We start from the raw sequence: 14,947 nt of genomic DNA, 5'->3' as shown, positions 1-14,947 counted from the left end.
AGCTGGCGCCGAGCCTGGAAGTTCCTTATACTTAAGGATCTTGATTGCCGGGATGGCGAAACTGGTAGACGCGCCAGACTCAAAATCTGGTAGTGGAAACACTGTGTCGGTTCGATTCCGACTCCCGGCACCATCCGAACATCCAAGGACGTCCACCAACGTCCACGAAGCCCGCACCACGCGGGCTTTTTCATGCGTCTACAGTTTCTGCGATCGCCGCAGGTTCGCCGTCTAGATTCCTTTCGCCGGTCTAACCCTGTGCAATTAAGTGGACTGCGGGGCTGCCGAATGTGGTTGAGTTCCTGTCGATCGTGGGCGAAGTCCGGGGAGATTTGTCCCTGATCCTGCAACATAGCCCCCGCGAGATGCGGCCGAAGGCGTTCGAGAAATGTCTCGGCTCGATGGTTTTCCGTGAGAACGCGTTCTCTATCTGTCCGACCTGAGGGAAAGCTGACAAACGGAGGCTTGCTTCGGCGCCTTGGTGGGGCTGCTGACACGGTGGGAACTGGCCGGAATGGGCATTCCGGCGGGTTTGCCATCTGGACGGATTCTTGCTTATCTGATGATTAGGGCAAGTGACCCCCGTTAATGAGCCCGCCGTAATTTTGTCCGAATGGAGAAAAATGCCATGACCGAGAGCACCGAAAGCACGGCCGTAATCCTCGCGAGTGTGCTGAAGCTGTCCCCGGATGCGGTTGCCAATGTTTCAGAGCGAGAGCAGCTCAGCATCGCGATGGAGTCGTTGCTAATGTTCACCGAACAAGCCAAACGCGCCCAGGAACTGGCTGACAAGGCCCAGGATCAGACCGATGCCGCGCTGCTGGAACTGGAGGAATGCCGTCGTCAGATCCGCAAGCTGTTTGACGCATGCCAGAAATGGGAAGCCATAGCGAATGACCTTTTGGCGCAGCTCGTAATGGCAGCGCAGTCACCCGGGCAGCCGGACCGGATCCATTGAAGCCACGACCCGACGGCTCTTTGATTTTCTTTGAACCGGAGCCAGTGTCGCTGGCGTGGTTCCAGACCCCGTTTTCTTCATTCAGGCGCCGCAGCGGAATATGATGGGACTATCCGGACGGGTGGCGTTCCGGGGGCCAAGGTGATCCTGAGCTGGGGAGCCATATGAATACGGAGGAATTTCTGCTTGCACTGGGTCTGGTAGAGGACGGCAGTGCTTGGCGAAGGGAAACGGACGGCGGGATGCGCGGTGAGACTGCCGAGGCGGCGCTGATCGCGATGAAGGGGGAAATCGTCCGCATGGCGTTCGAACCGGGAATCGATGAACCCCTCTCCATGAAGCAGGCCATGGAGGCGTTGCGGCTGATATCGGAGTTGGAAAAGCGGTAGTACCCTCTGCGCGTTTCGACGTGCTTACCGCCGATACAACCGCATGAAAGATGACGCGGCATAGATCATCACGGCGAAAAGAATCCATTCCTCGACCGATACCGAGGTGGGGTCATCGTCGACCAGGACGATGCCGGCGAGAGCGGCGGTTACGATGATTGCGTAGTTGACCATCGGTGCACCTGAACAAATCCAAGGCGAGGGAATGGAGACAATCTACAGCATTCGGGTAGGTTTTTTACAGAAGGTTTCCCCGATGCACTCTAGATATTCTCCGGGTTGCTACGAATCGATCCTTGCCTGAACGCGGTCTCCCGGCGACGGGGTTATGGCCGGGAGACATCGATGGCCAGTCTGGCCGCGGATTGCTCGCTGGACGGATGCGGCCCTAGCCGGGTTCACGCTTGGCATCGAGCCAGGCTTTCAGCAGCGCATGGCTCACGGCCAGGAGGGTAGAGCCGATGAAGATGCCGATGAAGCCCCAGGCCAGCATCCCGCCGATCACGCCCAGGAACACGATCGCCAGCGGCGTGCCGCTGCCTTGGGCAATCAGATAGGGCTTGATGAAATTGTCGATGGTGTTGACGAACAACCCCCAGACCACCAGAAAAATCGTCCAGCCGGTCTGGTCCTGAATTTCCAGCCATATCGCCGCCGGAATCCACACCAGCGCGGTGCCGAGCTGCAGCGTGGCCAGCAGGAAACTGGCAAACCAGAGCAGCAGTGCGCCCGGTACGCCCGCCAGCAGCAAACCGAGTGCGGTCAGCACCGACTGGATCAACGCCGTTCCCATCACTCCGATGGTGACGCTGCGAATCGTCAGTCCGGCGGTGTGCACCAGTCCCGCTCCGCTTTCTCCCGCGATGGCGGATGCAAACCGTTCGAGCAGGCCGGCGAGCGATTTCCCGTGCACGAACAGGAAGCCGGCGAGCACGGTGGCGAGCAGGAATTCGAGCAGGGACAAGGTGAGATGGGCGCCCTGGCTGACCGTCCAGGTAGCGGCCTTGCCGATCCAGGGGCGGATCTTCGTCAGGGTCGTTTCGAGATTTTCGACCGCCGCCAGCCAGCGCGATTCGATTTCCGGTCCGACCAGCGGAACACGGTTCACCCACTCGGGCGGGCCGGGAAGGCGGAGCGATGACACGTCCTCCGTGATGTGCAGGACCCCCTGTACATGCTCGGCCAGGGAGTTGATCAGCAGGGCCACCGGCATGGCGATCACCAGGAGGATCGCGACGGTGATCAGCGTGGCGGCGATGCCGGCACGACCGCCCAGGCGTCGGGTCAGACGTTCGAATACCGGCCAGGCGGCGACGGCGATGATGGTGGACCAGATCAGGGCACCGGTGAAGGGCGCGACGATCTTGATGCAGGCGGCGATCAGGAGGCCTATCGTCAGGAGGCCGATGGCGCGTTCGAAAAAACGGTCTGCAGGCATAGGACGGGGTCAGGGTTGGCGGAAGGTGTCCAGGGCGCTGCCGGCCTCCCGGGCGAAGGCGGCCAGCAGTTCGCTCTGCGCCGAAACCAGCGATTCCGTGTCGCGCGGTTGTGCGGCGGCCTGGTAGTTCGAGCGTTTGCGGTAGACGGTGGCGCCGCCTCTGGAGATGCTCCAGGCGACGTCCAGGACGCTGGCGCCGCTGCCGTCGGTATGGAAGCGGTCGATCCGGGCTTCGAGCTGCAGCTCAGGCCCGTCGTTGCGATGCCAGGGATAAATGATGACATGGTCGGCCGGATGCAGGCGGGACAGGTTTTCCGCCAGGACCCGGGTCAGATTCTCCTGCAACGGCTCCGACCAGCGCTGGAATTCGTCGAGCTGCAGCCGGTTCCGCCCTTCGGCGACCACGATCTGGGGCCGGTCCAGATAGGAAGCCAGCTTGATCGGCCCGACGCCGACGACCACCGGCCTCACATCGGCTGGCTGTTGCCGGGACACTGTGAGCGGCTGCAGCTGGTAGAAATTGGCCGGTTCGGTGCTGCGCAGGCAACCGCCAGCAGACAAGGCGGCAAGCGTGAGCAGCATGAAGGGAACCGGCTGGCGGTAGCGGTGCATCGGGCTCAATCTCCGTTGTTTTGCTTGCCGACGATCAAGGCATTCGGGTTGCGCTGGATGAAGTCGCTCAGCACCCGGATCGCCCGCGCCGCCTGGGAGACTTCGTCGATCGCCGCATCGACCGTATGCTGGAGCACCGGATCGTTGATGCTGCCGGCGGCGCTGTCGATCTGGCGCATGGCGGAGGTCGCGGCGAGGAGGGCTTCGTCCAGATGTTTCAATGTCGGCTGAACCTGGCGGTCCAGATCGTTGGTCAGCCGCCGGTGATCGCCGATGGCGCCGTCGAGGTTGGCGAGCATGGGCTCCAGGCGGGCACGTGATTCCTTGAGAGTGGCGTTGACCTGTTGCAATGCCTGGTCGGTCGAGGTCAGTATCGACTCGATCTTCGGCGAATTGAGCAGCGCCTCCGCCCGCCGGATGGAAGCGACCAACGCGGCCGCGATCTCGTGCAGCGGCAGTTGGCGGAATTCGGAAACCACCTCGTCGATGGTGTTGGTGATTTTTTCCTTGCTGGAGGGAATGGCCGGGATTTCCTCATAAGGGTGGAAGTCCAGGGTGCTTCCGACCAGATTGACGGGCGTGTAGGGTAGGAAATCCAAGGCAACGTAGAGCTGGCCGGTCACCAGGCTTTGCACTTGAAGCTGGGCCCGCAGTCCGCGTTCGATCAATGGCTGGATGCTGCGGTTGCGCCTTTTCGACGCATGGCCGGAGCGGTCGACCATCTTGTTAGGGTCCACTTCGATCACCACCGGTGTCAGCACGCGGCTGCCATCCATGTCGGCGAGCACGCGAATGTCGACGACATTGCCTACCGCGACGCCCTTGACCTTCACCGGCGCGCCGACGTTCAGCCCGTTCACGGATTCGTTGAAGTAAACCACGAACCGCATGGCATCGCTGACTTTGAGCTGGGTGAACAGCAGCACGCAAACCACCAGCAGCACGATGCCGCCCACCACGAAGCCGCCGATCAGGGTGGGATTAGCCTTGTTCATCGGAATACCATGGACCTGCCTGGGTTTCTTGTTCGGACGTTGTACCGGCCGTGCTTTGGGCTTCGCCGCGGGTCAGGAACGCCAGCACCCGCGGATCGTCGCTCTCGGCCAACAGTTTACGCGGATCGCCCGAGGCGATCATGGTATGCGATTCGGCATCGAGGAAAACGGAATTGTTGCCGATGGCGAAGATGGAAGCCAGTTCGTGGGTGACCACGACGACCGTGCTGCCCAGGCTGTCGCGCAGGTGCAGGATCAGATCGTCCAGCAGTTTGGCACTGACCGGGTCGAGACCGGCGGAAGGCTCGTCGAAGAACAGGATTTCCGGGTCCAGCGCCATGGCGCGCGCCAGGCCGGCCCGCTTCTGCATGCCGCCGCTGATTTCCGAAGGGTAGTAGTCTTCGAAGCCGGCCAGCCCGACCAGGGCCAGCTTGAGCGAAACCAGTTCGCGGATTTCGGCCGGGCCGAGCCGGGTGTATTCGGCCAGGGGCAGCGCGACGTTTTCCGCCAGGGTCATCGAACTCCACAGAGCGCCGCTCTGGTAGAGCACGCCGAAGTGCCGCATCAGCCGAGCCCGCTCGGCGTCGGAGACGTCCCACAGTCCCTGGCCGTCATAATAAACATGGCCGGCGGCCGGCTTTTGCAGGCCGATCATGTGCCGCAGCAGCGTGCTCTTGCCGCAGCCGCTGCCGCCCATAATGATGAACACGTCGCCGCGGTTGACCGTGAAGTGCAGGTCCCGCTGGATGACGAAGTCGCCATAGGCCAGGGTCAGGCCGGTGACGCGAATATGGGGTTTCGCCATGGACCGGCTTTGTCTCAAAGTCTAAGGATGGTCGTGACCACCGTCATGACCGCATCGGATGCCACGATCAGCGTGATCGCCGTAACCACCGCCGAGGTCGTGGCCAGGCCGACGGCGGCGGAACTCCGCCCGCATTCCATGCCGCGCAGGCAGCCCGCCAGCGCGACCAGCACGCCGAACACCGTGCACTTGAAGAGGCCCACCGCGATGTCGCCGAAATGGACAAACTTCTGCAGCTCGTTCAGGAACTCCGAGCGGGAAATGCCGTAAGTGCTGATCCCCACCAGCGCGCCGCCGGCGATGCCCATGATGTCGGCGTAGATGCACAGGACTGGCATCATGAGGACGAGGGCCAGCATGCGCGGCAGCACCAGGAAATCCATGGGGTTGATGCCCATGGTCTTGAGCGCGTCGATTTCCTGGTTGACCTGCATCGTGCCGATCTGCGCTGCATAGGCGGCGCCGGTGCGGCCGGCCATGATGATGGCCGTCATCATGGCCCCCATCTCGCGCACCATGCCGATGCCGACGGCGCCGGCGATGTAAATCTCGGCACCGAACATCGACAACTGGTGCGCGCCCACGAACGCCAGGATCATGCCCACCAGCAGGCTGATGAGCGTCACGATCGGCAGCGCCCGTGCACCGGCCTCTTCCACGAACAGCCAGAAATCGACCCGTCGAAATCGTGCGCGCCCGCCGAACAGGCGGAGAACGCTGAGCGAGGCCTCGCCGATGAAGCCGAGCAGGCTGCCTGCCAAGTGCCAGACCGTCAGGGCGCGCAGACCCACGCCTTCCAGAAAGCCGGGATTGGCCTCGGTCCGGCGCGCGTCCTGGCGCTCGGGCACCGCGTAAGCCAGTTTCAGCAACCCTTGCACGCCGGAGGGCAGGCCGTCCGGCACAACGGCGATACTGCGTTTGCGGCAGGTATCGACGATCCGCATCAGGAAGGTGAGGAGCGTGCTGTCCCAAGTCGCCAGGGCGTCGGTCCGGAAGGATACCGTCGCGGATTCGGGAATTTGTTCGAAGATGTCGGCGAGTCCGACATCGCCGTCCCCAATGCCCTCGCGCGTCCAGTCGCCGCTCAGAGCGAGGATCAGGGCATCCCCCCGGCTTTCGATGCTCAGTTTTCGGCCCGGTTCGGGTTCCTTGGACATGCAGACAGGTTCAGGCGCGGAGCAGGCAGGAAGTGGGCCGATTATCGCAATATCGGGCGACGGTCGCTATGTCGCCGGCCGCGGCCTGAGGAAAACGGGCGGATGGCAGCCGTACCTTTCCGGATCGTAGTTCCGGCATCTCAACGGGGCCTGACCGCCGTCGGGAAAAATCCAGGCCGTCACCCCGGCAGGGAATGCCGGGGTCCAGGAACAAAGGATGGTCAAGGCCTAACACATCCCGGTGCCCTGGATCCATGTCAGGCAGTCCTGCCCGGCACCCTGCGCGGCGGTGCCGATCCGCTTCCGGCGGATAGGTCAGGCAATCCGTGCCGGAATGACGGCTTAATTTAACGGCGTCGTTTAACGTGGTACGGGGCGCTGTGGCGCAAGGACGCCATGTTGCGCCAGCAGGGTCTCGTGGAGAAGGATCAGGCTGGTTGGAAGGACCAGCATGTCATGCAATCCAAATCAGTTTATCCAGATTTAGAGGGAGGATAGACAGAAAGATAGACCAGGGAATTCAATGCGTGTTGTCAAGCGGCAGGCGGCGTGATAAGAATGGCCGGAAGCTATACGAAACCATTCAATCAATTGTTAGGCGGGGCGGCATCGCCCCGGTAGATATTGTGAAGATCTATGAATCATAAATGTTTAGATGCTGACAATGAATTTACCCTGGCATTGCAGGATGGCGAGTTAGTTGATTTTAGACCAGTTAGGCAGGATGATCGTGAAACCATACAAAATGGAATGTCTTCTTTATCCGTGCGATCGCGCCGTTTCCGCTTCTTCACGCCTATTTCCAAACTATCAGATACTCTATTGCACTATTTTACAGAAGTCGATCAACATAATCATGTTGCATGGATCGCGCTAGCCCATGATACGCCTGAACATCCGGGCCTAGGTATAGCGCGTTTTATCCGAATTCAGGATCAACCCACTATTGCCGAATTTGCGGTAGTGATTATCGATGGTTATCAGAAACGGGGTCTGGGGACAATCCTAATGGCTATTCTTTATCTGAAAGGGCAAACAAAAGGAATTAATGTTCTTCGAGCCTTTGTTCTTCCAGAAAACACGGTTATGATTGGCTGGCTACGTAGGCTTGGTGCGGTAGGGATATACGAAAATGGCATTTATCGTATGGACTTGACCGTTGGCGGCGATTTGTCTGCTTTGCCACAAACTGAGACAGCCCGGCTATTACGCCATTATATTGAAAGATTAGGCCAGCCTGCGTAGTAATTGGACCCATGAAGGCCGGTATATCGCTGGCATTCATCGGGCCTAACAAGCTGTTGCAGCGGAAAACCCCGCCGTCTATTTTTCCGGGGATTCGATGTTTCCGCGGGGGCGGGGCTTCCGCTGAACACAGTCGTTATCGCACCGAGCGAAGCTCGGCATTTCTTGCGGGGTGGAAGTCCCCGCCGGGCAAGGGTCAGCCACCCAGCCGTACCGAGTCTTGGGTCCGTGGTGGAGCCGCCGGAAGGCGGCGAACAAGGCGGGCTAAGCGTAGACAGGGAGTTCCATGGGCCGTCGGGGCGGCGCGCGCCCCGAAGTGCTGGTACAGCTTCGAGATGAGTGTGTTGCGGACGCCGAGGGTATTAACGAACACCGAAGGCAACACGAGAGACCCCCGGAATGGCGAGCGCGTCGAAGGTCCGCCGGAGTCCTCCGGCTGTAGCATGTGGGAAGAGAGATGCCGTAGAACTCGGGAAGCCCCAGGAGGTTCCCGCCGTGGGGACAGCACGCGAAGGAAAAGCCGCTATTGAGGCTCGCAAGGGGAAACCCGGACATGGAACTAAGCGGAAATCCCAGCCCGCGGGGACGATGGAGATTCGTTCACGCGAGCGCTGGAGCGACGGGGATTAGCGCGCCCGGCGATCAACGAGCCCAAGCGGTGGCATAGGGTATTTGCATAATGGCTTTGCTCGACGCGCAAGCGAGTACAATCGAGGAACCGGATGCGGGAAAACTGCACGTCCGGGTCTGTGCTGGGGGCGCCGGGTAACTGGCGTTCCTACCGTGAAAGGCAACAACAAAAGGGCATCGCAATGGACCCGGCAATCGTCAGCGCGCTTTCTGCTATTCTGGGGTCACTCGTGGGCGGATCGGCAACAATTGCAACCGCATGGATTACTCAAAGGTACCAAGGTAGACGAGAACTGGTCAGCGCTGAAATTAGGCAGCGGGAACTCCTCTATTCAGAATTCATTGCGGAGAGTTCCAAACTCGCGGTTGATGCATTAGATCACAACCTCGAAGAATCGGCGAAGCTATTTCAGGTATATTCGCTGCTCAATCGTATCAGGCTCCGTTCTTCCGACAAAGTAGTGGCTGCTGCGAGCCAAGCCTTAGAGCGCGTCGTCGAGCAATACTACAGATCCAATTTGTCACCAGAAGAGATCCGCGCTGTTGCGCTATCCCATGCCAACGATCCGCTTAAGGTATTTAGTGAGGCGTGTCGAAGTGAGCTCATTGCCTTGCATAGTGCGGCCTAACTACTCGTTCCAGCGCACCCGCGCCACGGAGCGACTTGGTGTTTTCGGGTTCCGTGGGGGGGCGCTGAACGCGGGACGTTATCCGTTTTAACAACTATCCTAATCGCCGAGGCGAAAAAGGGATAACCAACCGTTGCAACGGGCAACCCGGTGACCTTAGTTTAATTTCTGAGCCGAGGTGAATCCCCCGGCGCTGCCGAGGGATTCACAGAGGTTTGACCCGTTGAGTTTTAAGCATCCAGATTTTTCGCCAAGGGGATTTTTCACAACCTCATTCCGGATCGGCCCTATTTCAGGTTCAGAATCCACTGCACCAGCTGTTTCGCTTCCGCTTCGCTGACCTGAGGGTTTGGGGGCATCGCCATGGTTCCCCAGGCGCCCGAGCCTCCCTTCATCACTTTCTCTGCGAGCTTGGCGTCGGCGCCTTGCTGGCCGGCGTATTTTTGGGCGACATCCTTGAATGCGGGCCCCAGGATTTTCTTGTCGACAGAATGGCACATGACGCAATTTTTGGCTTTGGCGAGTTCCTCGCTTGCCTGCACAGGGCAGCTGACAGCGGCGCCGAGGGCGGCGGACAGGATGAGGCTCATCGTTCTTCTAGGCATGGTCGTTCTCCTCCACGTGGATGATGGTGAACCGCGGCGCTCGTCCTGCGCGGTGTCCAAGCCGTGCGAGCGCGCCCGCCGGATGATGGCATGGCCACGGCGCTTGCAACAAGAATCCGTGGCTTGGATTTTTTGAAAAGGTGCCACTTCGCTGCTATACGTTATGAGTGCCGAATCTCGTCCAGACCACAACAGGACCGCTGGAAATGAGCTTGCCACGATTCACGATCGCCGCCGTGATGCTGTCTCTGCTTGCCGGATGCGCCGAAACGCCTTTCCGGCTGGCCATGTTGGAGGACACGAGCGAAGCCGAAGAGGCTGAGGACGCCGATGCCGGTGACGACCGTATTCCGCGCCTGAATTCGTCCGCCGACGGGGACCTGATCGAAACCCTGTTGGCGGACTACTTCAGGTCGCTGGAGTCCGACGCCGTCCCGGTTCAGACGGCGATGGCGCCGGAGAACGCGGTGCCCGAGCCGGTCCAGCGTTTGTCGGGCAAGGGCATCCGGGTGATTCCCGTCGGTCCGCCCAAGACCCACAAGAACGGCTTGTGGCATTACGTCAGGGAGCGTCTCGAACTCGCCCGCTGGAACCATGAATCGGTGGAAACGGAGCTGGCGGGGCTTCGGGACAGGCCGGCGCGGGTTCGGGGCCTGGCCAAGCGGGCCGAGCCGTTTCTGCATTATTTGGTCGGCGAGGTCGAGCGGCGGGGGTTGCCGCTGGATCTGGTGCTGGTGCCGATGGTGGAGAGCGCATGCGACCCGAGCGCGCTTTCGGCGAAGACGGCCGCCGGTCTTTGGCAACTGATTCCCGCCACGGGCCAGCGTTTCGGCGTGGAGATGGCGGCGGACTACGATGGCCGCTATGACATTCACGCTTCCACTGGCGCCGCCTTGTCTTATCTGAAGCATCTGCACAGTCGGTTCCAGGGCGACTGGCTGCTGGCCCTGGCCGCCTACAACGCGGGGGAGGGCGCAGTGCAGCATGCGATCGCGAGCAACCGCGCGGCGGGCCGCGGTACCGATTTCTGGAGTCTGCCCTTACCGCCCGAGACCCGTGGCTACGTGCCGAAAATTCTTGCGCTGTCGCGCATCCTGGCAGGCCCCGACCGCTATGGCCTCAAGCTCGAACCGGTGCCGGGCACGCCGGCCCTGGCGCGGGTGGAGATCGAGCCCGGTATCCGCCCGGCCGACGTCGGCAGCGCCGCCGGTCTGCCCGAGCCGGTGTTCAAGCTGCTGAACCCGGCGCTGAAATCCATCCATGACGCACCGCAGCGCAAATACGGCCTGATGCTCCCGCTGAAGAACGCACAGGCCATGGCCGCCAGCCTCGAGGGGGCGGAACTGGTGTCGGCGAAGACCGTCGTGGTGAAAAAAGGGGAAACGCTTGCAGTTATCGCCAAGCGTGTCGGGGTTTCCGAAACGGCTCTGGCCGGCTGGAACGGCCTGACGCCCAGCAGCCGCCTCAAACCCGGCCAGGAGCTGCTGGTCTATCCGGTTTGAGGAACGTGGATCGCGGATTTCTCCGCGATCCGTTCCGGAACGGCTTGACATGCGTATGCTGCGCAATAAGATGCACCTGTAATGCATGTTATTGCCGCGGGCTTTATCGTGTTTGCAGAATGCCCTGCGGGTCGGCCGGATTCATCGGCTTAGGTTCAGCCTTAGGGATCTCGATGCAAATCAAACGCTTGAAGTTTCCCCGTCTGTGGCGGCCCGAGCCCTTTCCGACCAGTTTCCCGGAACAATTCCGCTCCGCGCTGGCGGCGGGGCTGGCGATCTTCCTGATCGGCCTGATCAGCAGCCGGTTCATCGAGGGGGGCGGCTTGAAGACCCTGATGGCCTCGATGGGAGCTTCGGCGGTGATTCTGTTCGTGGTGCCGCACAGTCCCATGGCGCGGCCCTGGTCCCTCGTCGGCGGACACTTGATTTCCGGCCTGATCGGCATCCTGTGCGCCCGCTGGGTACCGGACACCTGGCCGGCGGCGGCGCTGGCGGTGGGCTTGGCCATATTCGCCATGCAACTCGCGCGCTGTCTGCATCCGCCGGGCGGTGCGTCCGCCTTGATCCCGGTGCTGGGGGACGCCGGCATCCGAGCGCTGGGGTTCCAGTTCCTGCTGACGCCACTGGCGCTGAACGTCGCGGTGATCCTGCTGGCATCCCGGTTTTACGACCGCTGGGTGCATGCCGCCAGACCCGCTCCCAACACCGAGCCGCATCCGCCCAGCCCGCTGGAGCGCATCGGCATCCGCGCCGAGGATTTCCATGCGGCCCTGCAGGACGTCGGGGTATTCGTCGACGTCAGCGCCGACGAACTGAGCGACATCTACCACTTCGCCGCCAGCCGGGCCTTCCGCCGCACCTTCGGCGAGACCACGTGCGCTTGCATCATGACGCCCCAGCCCCTGACCGCCGAGTTCGGCGACGATCTGGAGCCGGTCTGGCAGCTGATGCAGCGCGAAGGCGTCCGGGCCTTGCCGGTGGTGGACCGGGGGCGGCATGTCATCGGCATGGTCACGCTCAAGGACTTCTTCCGTCACGCCCGCGCCGACAGCTTCGATAGCCTGAGCGCGAGGCTGAAAGTGCTCCTGCTGCCCTCGCCTCGGGTGACCTCGACCAAGCCGGAGGTCGTAGGCCAGATCATGACCGCGCCCGCCATTACCGCCCGCCAGGATGTGCATATCGCCGAACTGGCTCGGCTGTTGTGCGAACACGGCATCCACCAGGTACCCATCGTCGACGAGCGCGGCAAGCTGGTCGGTCTGGTGACGCAGACCGATTTGATCGCAGCCTTGTACCGCAGCATCCCGGCCGGGTTCGCCGGCCCGGGCTTGGCGATGGCCTCATGATCGAACCTTGTCAGTCCGGAGGGCTTCCCGCGGGTGTTCTCGATTCGCTGCCCTCATCGCGCGGGGTAGGGTACGCTGAGCAGGCTGCTAGCGGCCGTTCGTCGTGCGGGCCGGAGTCGGCCGTCGCGGCCGCCGCGAGCGCTTTCCAGGAGGATCGTCTTGCCAGGGCGGGTGCGATTTTTTCAACGCGTTGGAGAGGGCTTATGTCTGCAGAACACGATTCCGAACACGACGAAATGCCGCGCGGCACCTGGGTGTTGCTGTGCCTGGTGGCTGTGGGGATGACGGCGGCCTGGTTGTTCCTCTATTTCGGGGTGTTCCTGCCCCGCGGCCAAGTGGGTTAGCGATCCCGAAACAGACCTGGCGGCGGGGCAACGCATCCCCGCAGCGCGAAACAGGCGCGTCAACGAAAAATAAGAGGAAAAGGTTATGCAAATACGTTTTCCAGACAAGAAATGGTTCCACGAAAAACTGGCCGGGCTGGGGGGAGAAATGTCCCAGCTGGAAATCAATGAGCTGGAATGGAAGTGGCTGGTCGTGTCCCTCGCCATGATCGGCCTGTTCGTCGGCGCGATCGTCGTCACCGCCGTCAGCCACGGGATACATCCCCCCAGCCATGTCGAAACCATCGATTCCGCCAGTCTGCATCTGAGCCAGGAGTTCGCCGAGGACAGGCTGGGCGTGCAGCCCACGCCGCTTGCCGACGGTTCCCTCCAGGTCCGGCTGGTGGCCGGCCGCTACGGCTTCTATCCCCGCGAGATCGAGGTGCCGGCCGGGCGCCGGATCGTTTTCCGCATGGCCAGCATGGACGTGCTGCACGGCGCCCACATCCCCATGACCAACATGAGCACCATGATCGTGCCGGGCTACGTGTCCGAGGTGGTCAGCGTTTTCCCCAAGCCGGGGGAATATCCCATGTTGTGCAACGAATACTGCGGCCTGGGCCATGACCACATGTGGAGCAAGGTGACCGTCGTCGCCCAGGAAAACTGGCGGGCGCACGCAACCGGAGGAGAGCAGCCATGAACGATGCAACCACGACCCGCCTCACGCTCTTCAATTTCTGGGTGGCCTTCGGGGCATTCGGCCTGGCCTGCTTCTTCGGCATGTACCAGGTTCTGGAGCGCAGCGGACTGTTCGCCTTTCTGCAGTCGCCCGCCGTCTATTTCGCCTCGGTCAGCACCCATGGGGTGCTGATGGCCTTCGTGCTGACGACCTTCTTCATCATGGGCTTCGGCTATTACACGGCGGTGCACAGCCTCCGCCAGCCGGTGTGGAATCCGCGGCTGGCCTGGACCGGCTACGGGGTCTGTGTGGTCGGGGTGGTGCTGGCGGCGGTCCCGCTGCTGCTCGGCAAGGCCTCGGTGCTGTATACGTTCTATCCGCCGATCCAGGCCAACGTCTTTTTCTACCTGGGGGCGACTCTGCTGGTGGTGGGCTCGTGGTTCTGGTGCGCGATCATGCTGGTCATGCTTGCCCGCTGGAAGAAGGACCATTCCGGCGAAACGGTGCCGTTGCCCATGTTCGCGACCGCCGCCAACGCTCTGCTGTGGTTGTGGACCAGTGTCGGTGTGGCCCTGGAATCGGTCTTCCAACTGCTGCCGTGGGCGCTTGGCTTGACCGATACCATCGACGTCGGTCTGGCGCGCACCCTGTTCGCCTGGACCCTGCACCCGATCGTGTATTTCTGGCTGATCCCAGCCTACATCGCGCTGTACTGCTACGTGCCGCAGGCCGCCGGCGGCAAGCTGTTCAGCGAGCTGCTGGCGCGCACGGCGTTCGTGCTGATTCTGGTGCTGGGTTTGCCCATCGGCTTTCACCATCTGTACATGGACCCCGAGCAGGGCGCGGGCTGGAAATTCCTGCACATGGTCGGCACCTTCGCCGTCGCCATTCCCACTCTGCTGACCGGCTTCACCGTCATCGCCTCGCTGGAGATGGCCGGGCGCAGGCAGGGCGGTGCCGGGCTGTTCGGCTGGATCGGCGCGCTGCCGTGGAAAAACCCGATGGTGCTGGCGGCGATCCTGTCCCTGCTCATGCTGGTGCTGGGCGGCTTCGGCGGCATCGTCAATGCCAGCTATGCCATGAACGCCATGGTGCACAACACCGCCTGGGTGCCCGGCCATTTCCACCTGATCTTCGCCGGCACGGTGGTCACCATGTATCTCGCCGTCGCCTACAAGCTGTGGCCGGAACTGTGCGGACGCAAGCTGTATTCCGGGGATCTGGCCCTGGTGCAGTTATGGGGCTGGTTCATCGGCATGGTCGTCATGACTACGCCCTGGCATATCCTGGGCTTGCTGGGCCAGCCGCGCCGCATCTCGGCGGTGCAGTACAACAGCGTCCTCACCCTGTCCTGGGACCCTTACGAGTCGCTGATGGTCATCGGCGGTTTCATCCTGCTGATTTCCGCCTGCCAGTTCGTCTACATCCTGTACAAGACCCAGACCGCCGGGGAAAAGCTGGAAGCCGAGCCGGCAGCGGCGGATGATGCCGTTCGGCCGACCCCCGCCTGGCTGAACGGGTTCACCCTGTGGAACAGGGTGATTCTGGTGTTGATGGTATTGAGCTACGGCTATCCCATCCTGCAGTTCTTCGTCTTGAAAACCTACAATCCGAGCGCTTGGGGATACTGA

General features: G+C 61.8%; 16 protein-coding genes and 1 tRNA gene. 10 read left to right on the top strand and 7 right to left on the bottom strand.

The genetic code is table 11. The features are described 5' to 3' along the window. The first annotated feature begins 46 nt into the window (after nucleotides 1-46). The 3 genes from OOT43_RS07580 (at nucleotide 47) to OOT43_RS07570 (ending at nucleotide 1,347) form a co-directional block, all read left to right on the top strand. Nucleotides 47-133: transfer RNA gene (locus OOT43_RS07580), tRNA-Leu, on the top strand. 495 nt (nucleotides 134-628) lie between these two features. Then, nucleotides 629-958, top strand: a complete 330-nt coding sequence (locus OOT43_RS07575; protein WP_266024229.1) for a hypothetical protein — start codon at nucleotides 629-631, stop codon at nucleotides 956-958. 164 nt (nucleotides 959-1,122) lie between these two features. After that, entirely contained in the window at nucleotides 1,123-1,347 is a 225-nt protein-coding gene (locus tag OOT43_RS07570) for a hypothetical protein (RefSeq protein WP_266024228.1), read from the top strand. Nucleotides 1,348-1,371: 24 nt separating this feature from the next. Here OOT43_RS07570 and OOT43_RS07565 read toward each other — a convergent pair whose 3' ends face one another. The 6 genes from OOT43_RS07565 to OOT43_RS07540 form a co-directional block, all read right to left on the bottom strand. Then, on the bottom strand, nucleotides 1,372-1,521 hold the full coding sequence (locus OOT43_RS07565) for a hypothetical protein (protein WP_266024227.1): 150 nt from the start codon (nucleotides 1,519-1,521) through the stop codon (nucleotides 1,372-1,374). Between the two features lie 214 nt (nucleotides 1,522-1,735). Beyond that, nucleotides 1,736-2,785 (bottom strand): AI-2E family transporter, encoded by a 1,050-nt coding sequence (locus OOT43_RS07560; protein WP_266024226.1) that lies wholly within the window; start codon nucleotides 2,783-2,785, stop codon nucleotides 1,736-1,738. 9 nt (nucleotides 2,786-2,794) lie between these two features. After that, nucleotides 2,795-3,397 carry a PqiC family protein gene (locus OOT43_RS07555; RefSeq protein WP_266024225.1) on the bottom strand — a complete coding sequence of 201 codons (603 nt, stop codon included), beginning with the start codon at nucleotides 3,395-3,397 and terminating at the stop codon, nucleotides 2,795-2,797. A gap of 5 nt (nucleotides 3,398-3,402) precedes the next feature. Further along, nucleotides 3,403-4,392: an MlaD family protein gene (locus OOT43_RS07550; protein WP_266024224.1), complete on the bottom strand. Its 990-nt coding sequence runs from the start codon at nucleotides 4,390-4,392 to the stop codon at nucleotides 3,403-3,405. Continuing rightward, a complete protein-coding gene (locus OOT43_RS07545) occupies nucleotides 4,379-5,197 on the bottom strand; it encodes an ABC transporter ATP-binding protein (protein ID WP_266024223.1) in 819 nt (272 codons plus the stop codon). Before OOT43_RS07545 ends, OOT43_RS07550 begins: the two co-directional genes overlap by 14 nt. A 14-nt stretch (nucleotides 5,198-5,211) precedes the next feature. Next, on the bottom strand, nucleotides 5,212-6,354 hold the full coding sequence (locus OOT43_RS07540; protein WP_266024222.1) for an ABC transporter permease: 1,143 nt from the start codon (nucleotides 6,352-6,354) through the stop codon (nucleotides 5,212-5,214). Nucleotides 6,355-6,990: 636 nt separating this feature from the next. Here OOT43_RS07540 and OOT43_RS07535 point away from each other — a divergent pair. Continuing rightward, the gene (locus tag OOT43_RS07535; RefSeq protein ID WP_266024221.1) at nucleotides 6,991-7,599 is read left to right on the top strand and encodes a GNAT family N-acetyltransferase; all 609 of its coding nucleotides are present in this window, start codon (nucleotides 6,991-6,993) and stop codon (nucleotides 7,597-7,599) included. A 722-nt stretch (nucleotides 7,600-8,321) separates the two neighbouring features. Beyond that, on the top strand, nucleotides 8,322-8,858 hold the full coding sequence (locus tag OOT43_RS07530; RefSeq protein ID WP_266024220.1) for a hypothetical protein: 537 nt from the start codon (nucleotides 8,322-8,324) through the stop codon (nucleotides 8,856-8,858). Between the two features lie 287 nt (nucleotides 8,859-9,145). On the opposite strand, the gene OOT43_RS07525 is transcribed toward OOT43_RS07530, so the two are convergent. Next, nucleotides 9,146-9,448, bottom strand: a complete 303-nt coding sequence (locus OOT43_RS07525; RefSeq protein WP_266024219.1) for a c-type cytochrome — start codon at nucleotides 9,446-9,448, stop codon at nucleotides 9,146-9,148. 221 nt (nucleotides 9,449-9,669) lie between these two features. Here OOT43_RS07525 and OOT43_RS07520 point away from each other — a divergent pair, with 221 nt between their 5' ends. The 5 genes from OOT43_RS07520 (at nucleotide 9,670) to OOT43_RS07500 (ending at nucleotide 14,947) form a co-directional block, all read left to right on the top strand. Further along, nucleotides 9,670-10,965, top strand: coding sequence for a transglycosylase SLT domain-containing protein (locus tag OOT43_RS07520; RefSeq protein WP_266024218.1), 1,296 nt, complete (start codon nucleotides 9,670-9,672; stop codon nucleotides 10,963-10,965). A 173-nt stretch (nucleotides 10,966-11,138) separates the two neighbouring features. Further along, on the top strand, nucleotides 11,139-12,311 hold the full coding sequence (locus tag OOT43_RS07515) for an HPP family protein (RefSeq protein ID WP_266024217.1): 1,173 nt from the start codon (nucleotides 11,139-11,141) through the stop codon (nucleotides 12,309-12,311). A 203-nt stretch (nucleotides 12,312-12,514) separates the two neighbouring features. After that, nucleotides 12,515-12,655, top strand: coding sequence for a hypothetical protein (locus OOT43_RS07510; protein WP_266024216.1), 141 nt, complete (start codon nucleotides 12,515-12,517; stop codon nucleotides 12,653-12,655). 85 nt (nucleotides 12,656-12,740) lie between these two features. Then, the gene (locus OOT43_RS07505) at nucleotides 12,741-13,337 is read left to right on the top strand and encodes a cupredoxin domain-containing protein (RefSeq protein WP_266024215.1); all 597 of its coding nucleotides are present in this window, start codon (nucleotides 12,741-12,743) and stop codon (nucleotides 13,335-13,337) included. Then, nucleotides 13,334-14,947: a b(o/a)3-type cytochrome-c oxidase subunit 1 gene (locus OOT43_RS07500; RefSeq protein ID WP_266024214.1), complete on the top strand. Its 1,614-nt coding sequence runs from the start codon at nucleotides 13,334-13,336 to the stop codon at nucleotides 14,945-14,947. Before OOT43_RS07505 ends, OOT43_RS07500 begins: the two co-directional genes overlap by 4 nt.

The sequence above is a fragment of the Methylococcus mesophilus genome (assembly GCF_026247885.1).
GTDB lineage: Bacteria > Pseudomonadota > Gammaproteobacteria > Methylococcales > Methylococcaceae > Methylococcus > Methylococcus mesophilus.
This window is presented reverse-complemented; position numbering and strand designations above follow the sequence as displayed.

Coding starts and splice junctions, on each gene's coding strand:
- OOT43_RS07565 (WP_266024227.1), bottom strand. CDS start 1,521: ATGGTCAACTACGCAATCATCGTAACCGCCGCTCTCGCCGGCATCGTC.
- OOT43_RS07510 (WP_266024216.1), top strand. CDS start 12,515: ATGTCTGCAGAACACGATTCCGAACACGACGAAATGCCGCGCGGCACC.
- OOT43_RS07570 (WP_266024228.1), top strand. CDS start 1,123: ATGAATACGGAGGAATTTCTGCTTGCACTGGGTCTGGTAGAGGACGGC.
- OOT43_RS07500 (WP_266024214.1), top strand. CDS start 13,334: ATGAACGATGCAACCACGACCCGCCTCACGCTCTTCAATTTCTGGGTG.
- OOT43_RS07555 (WP_266024225.1), bottom strand. CDS start 3,397: ATGCACCGCTACCGCCAGCCGGTTCCCTTCATGCTGCTCACGCTTGCC.
- OOT43_RS07515 (WP_266024217.1), top strand. CDS start 11,139: ATGCAAATCAAACGCTTGAAGTTTCCCCGTCTGTGGCGGCCCGAGCCC.
- OOT43_RS07575 (WP_266024229.1), top strand. CDS start 629: ATGACCGAGAGCACCGAAAGCACGGCCGTAATCCTCGCGAGTGTGCTG.
- OOT43_RS07505 (WP_266024215.1), top strand. CDS start 12,741: ATGCAAATACGTTTTCCAGACAAGAAATGGTTCCACGAAAAACTGGCC.
- OOT43_RS07520 (WP_266024218.1), top strand. CDS start 9,670: ATGAGCTTGCCACGATTCACGATCGCCGCCGTGATGCTGTCTCTGCTT.
- OOT43_RS07550 (WP_266024224.1), bottom strand. CDS start 4,392: ATGAACAAGGCTAATCCCACCCTGATCGGCGGCTTCGTGGTGGGCGGC.
- OOT43_RS07525 (WP_266024219.1), bottom strand. CDS start 9,448: ATGAGCCTCATCCTGTCCGCCGCCCTCGGCGCCGCTGTCAGCTGCCCT.
- OOT43_RS07560 (WP_266024226.1), bottom strand. CDS start 2,785: ATGCCTGCAGACCGTTTTTTCGAACGCGCCATCGGCCTCCTGACGATA.
- OOT43_RS07545 (WP_266024223.1), bottom strand. CDS start 5,197: ATGGCGAAACCCCATATTCGCGTCACCGGCCTGACCCTGGCCTATGGC.
- OOT43_RS07535 (WP_266024221.1), top strand. CDS start 6,991: ATGAATCATAAATGTTTAGATGCTGACAATGAATTTACCCTGGCATTG.
- OOT43_RS07530 (WP_266024220.1), top strand. CDS start 8,322: ATGCGGGAAAACTGCACGTCCGGGTCTGTGCTGGGGGCGCCGGGTAAC.
- OOT43_RS07540 (WP_266024222.1), bottom strand. CDS start 6,354: ATGTCCAAGGAACCCGAACCGGGCCGAAAACTGAGCATCGAAAGCCGG.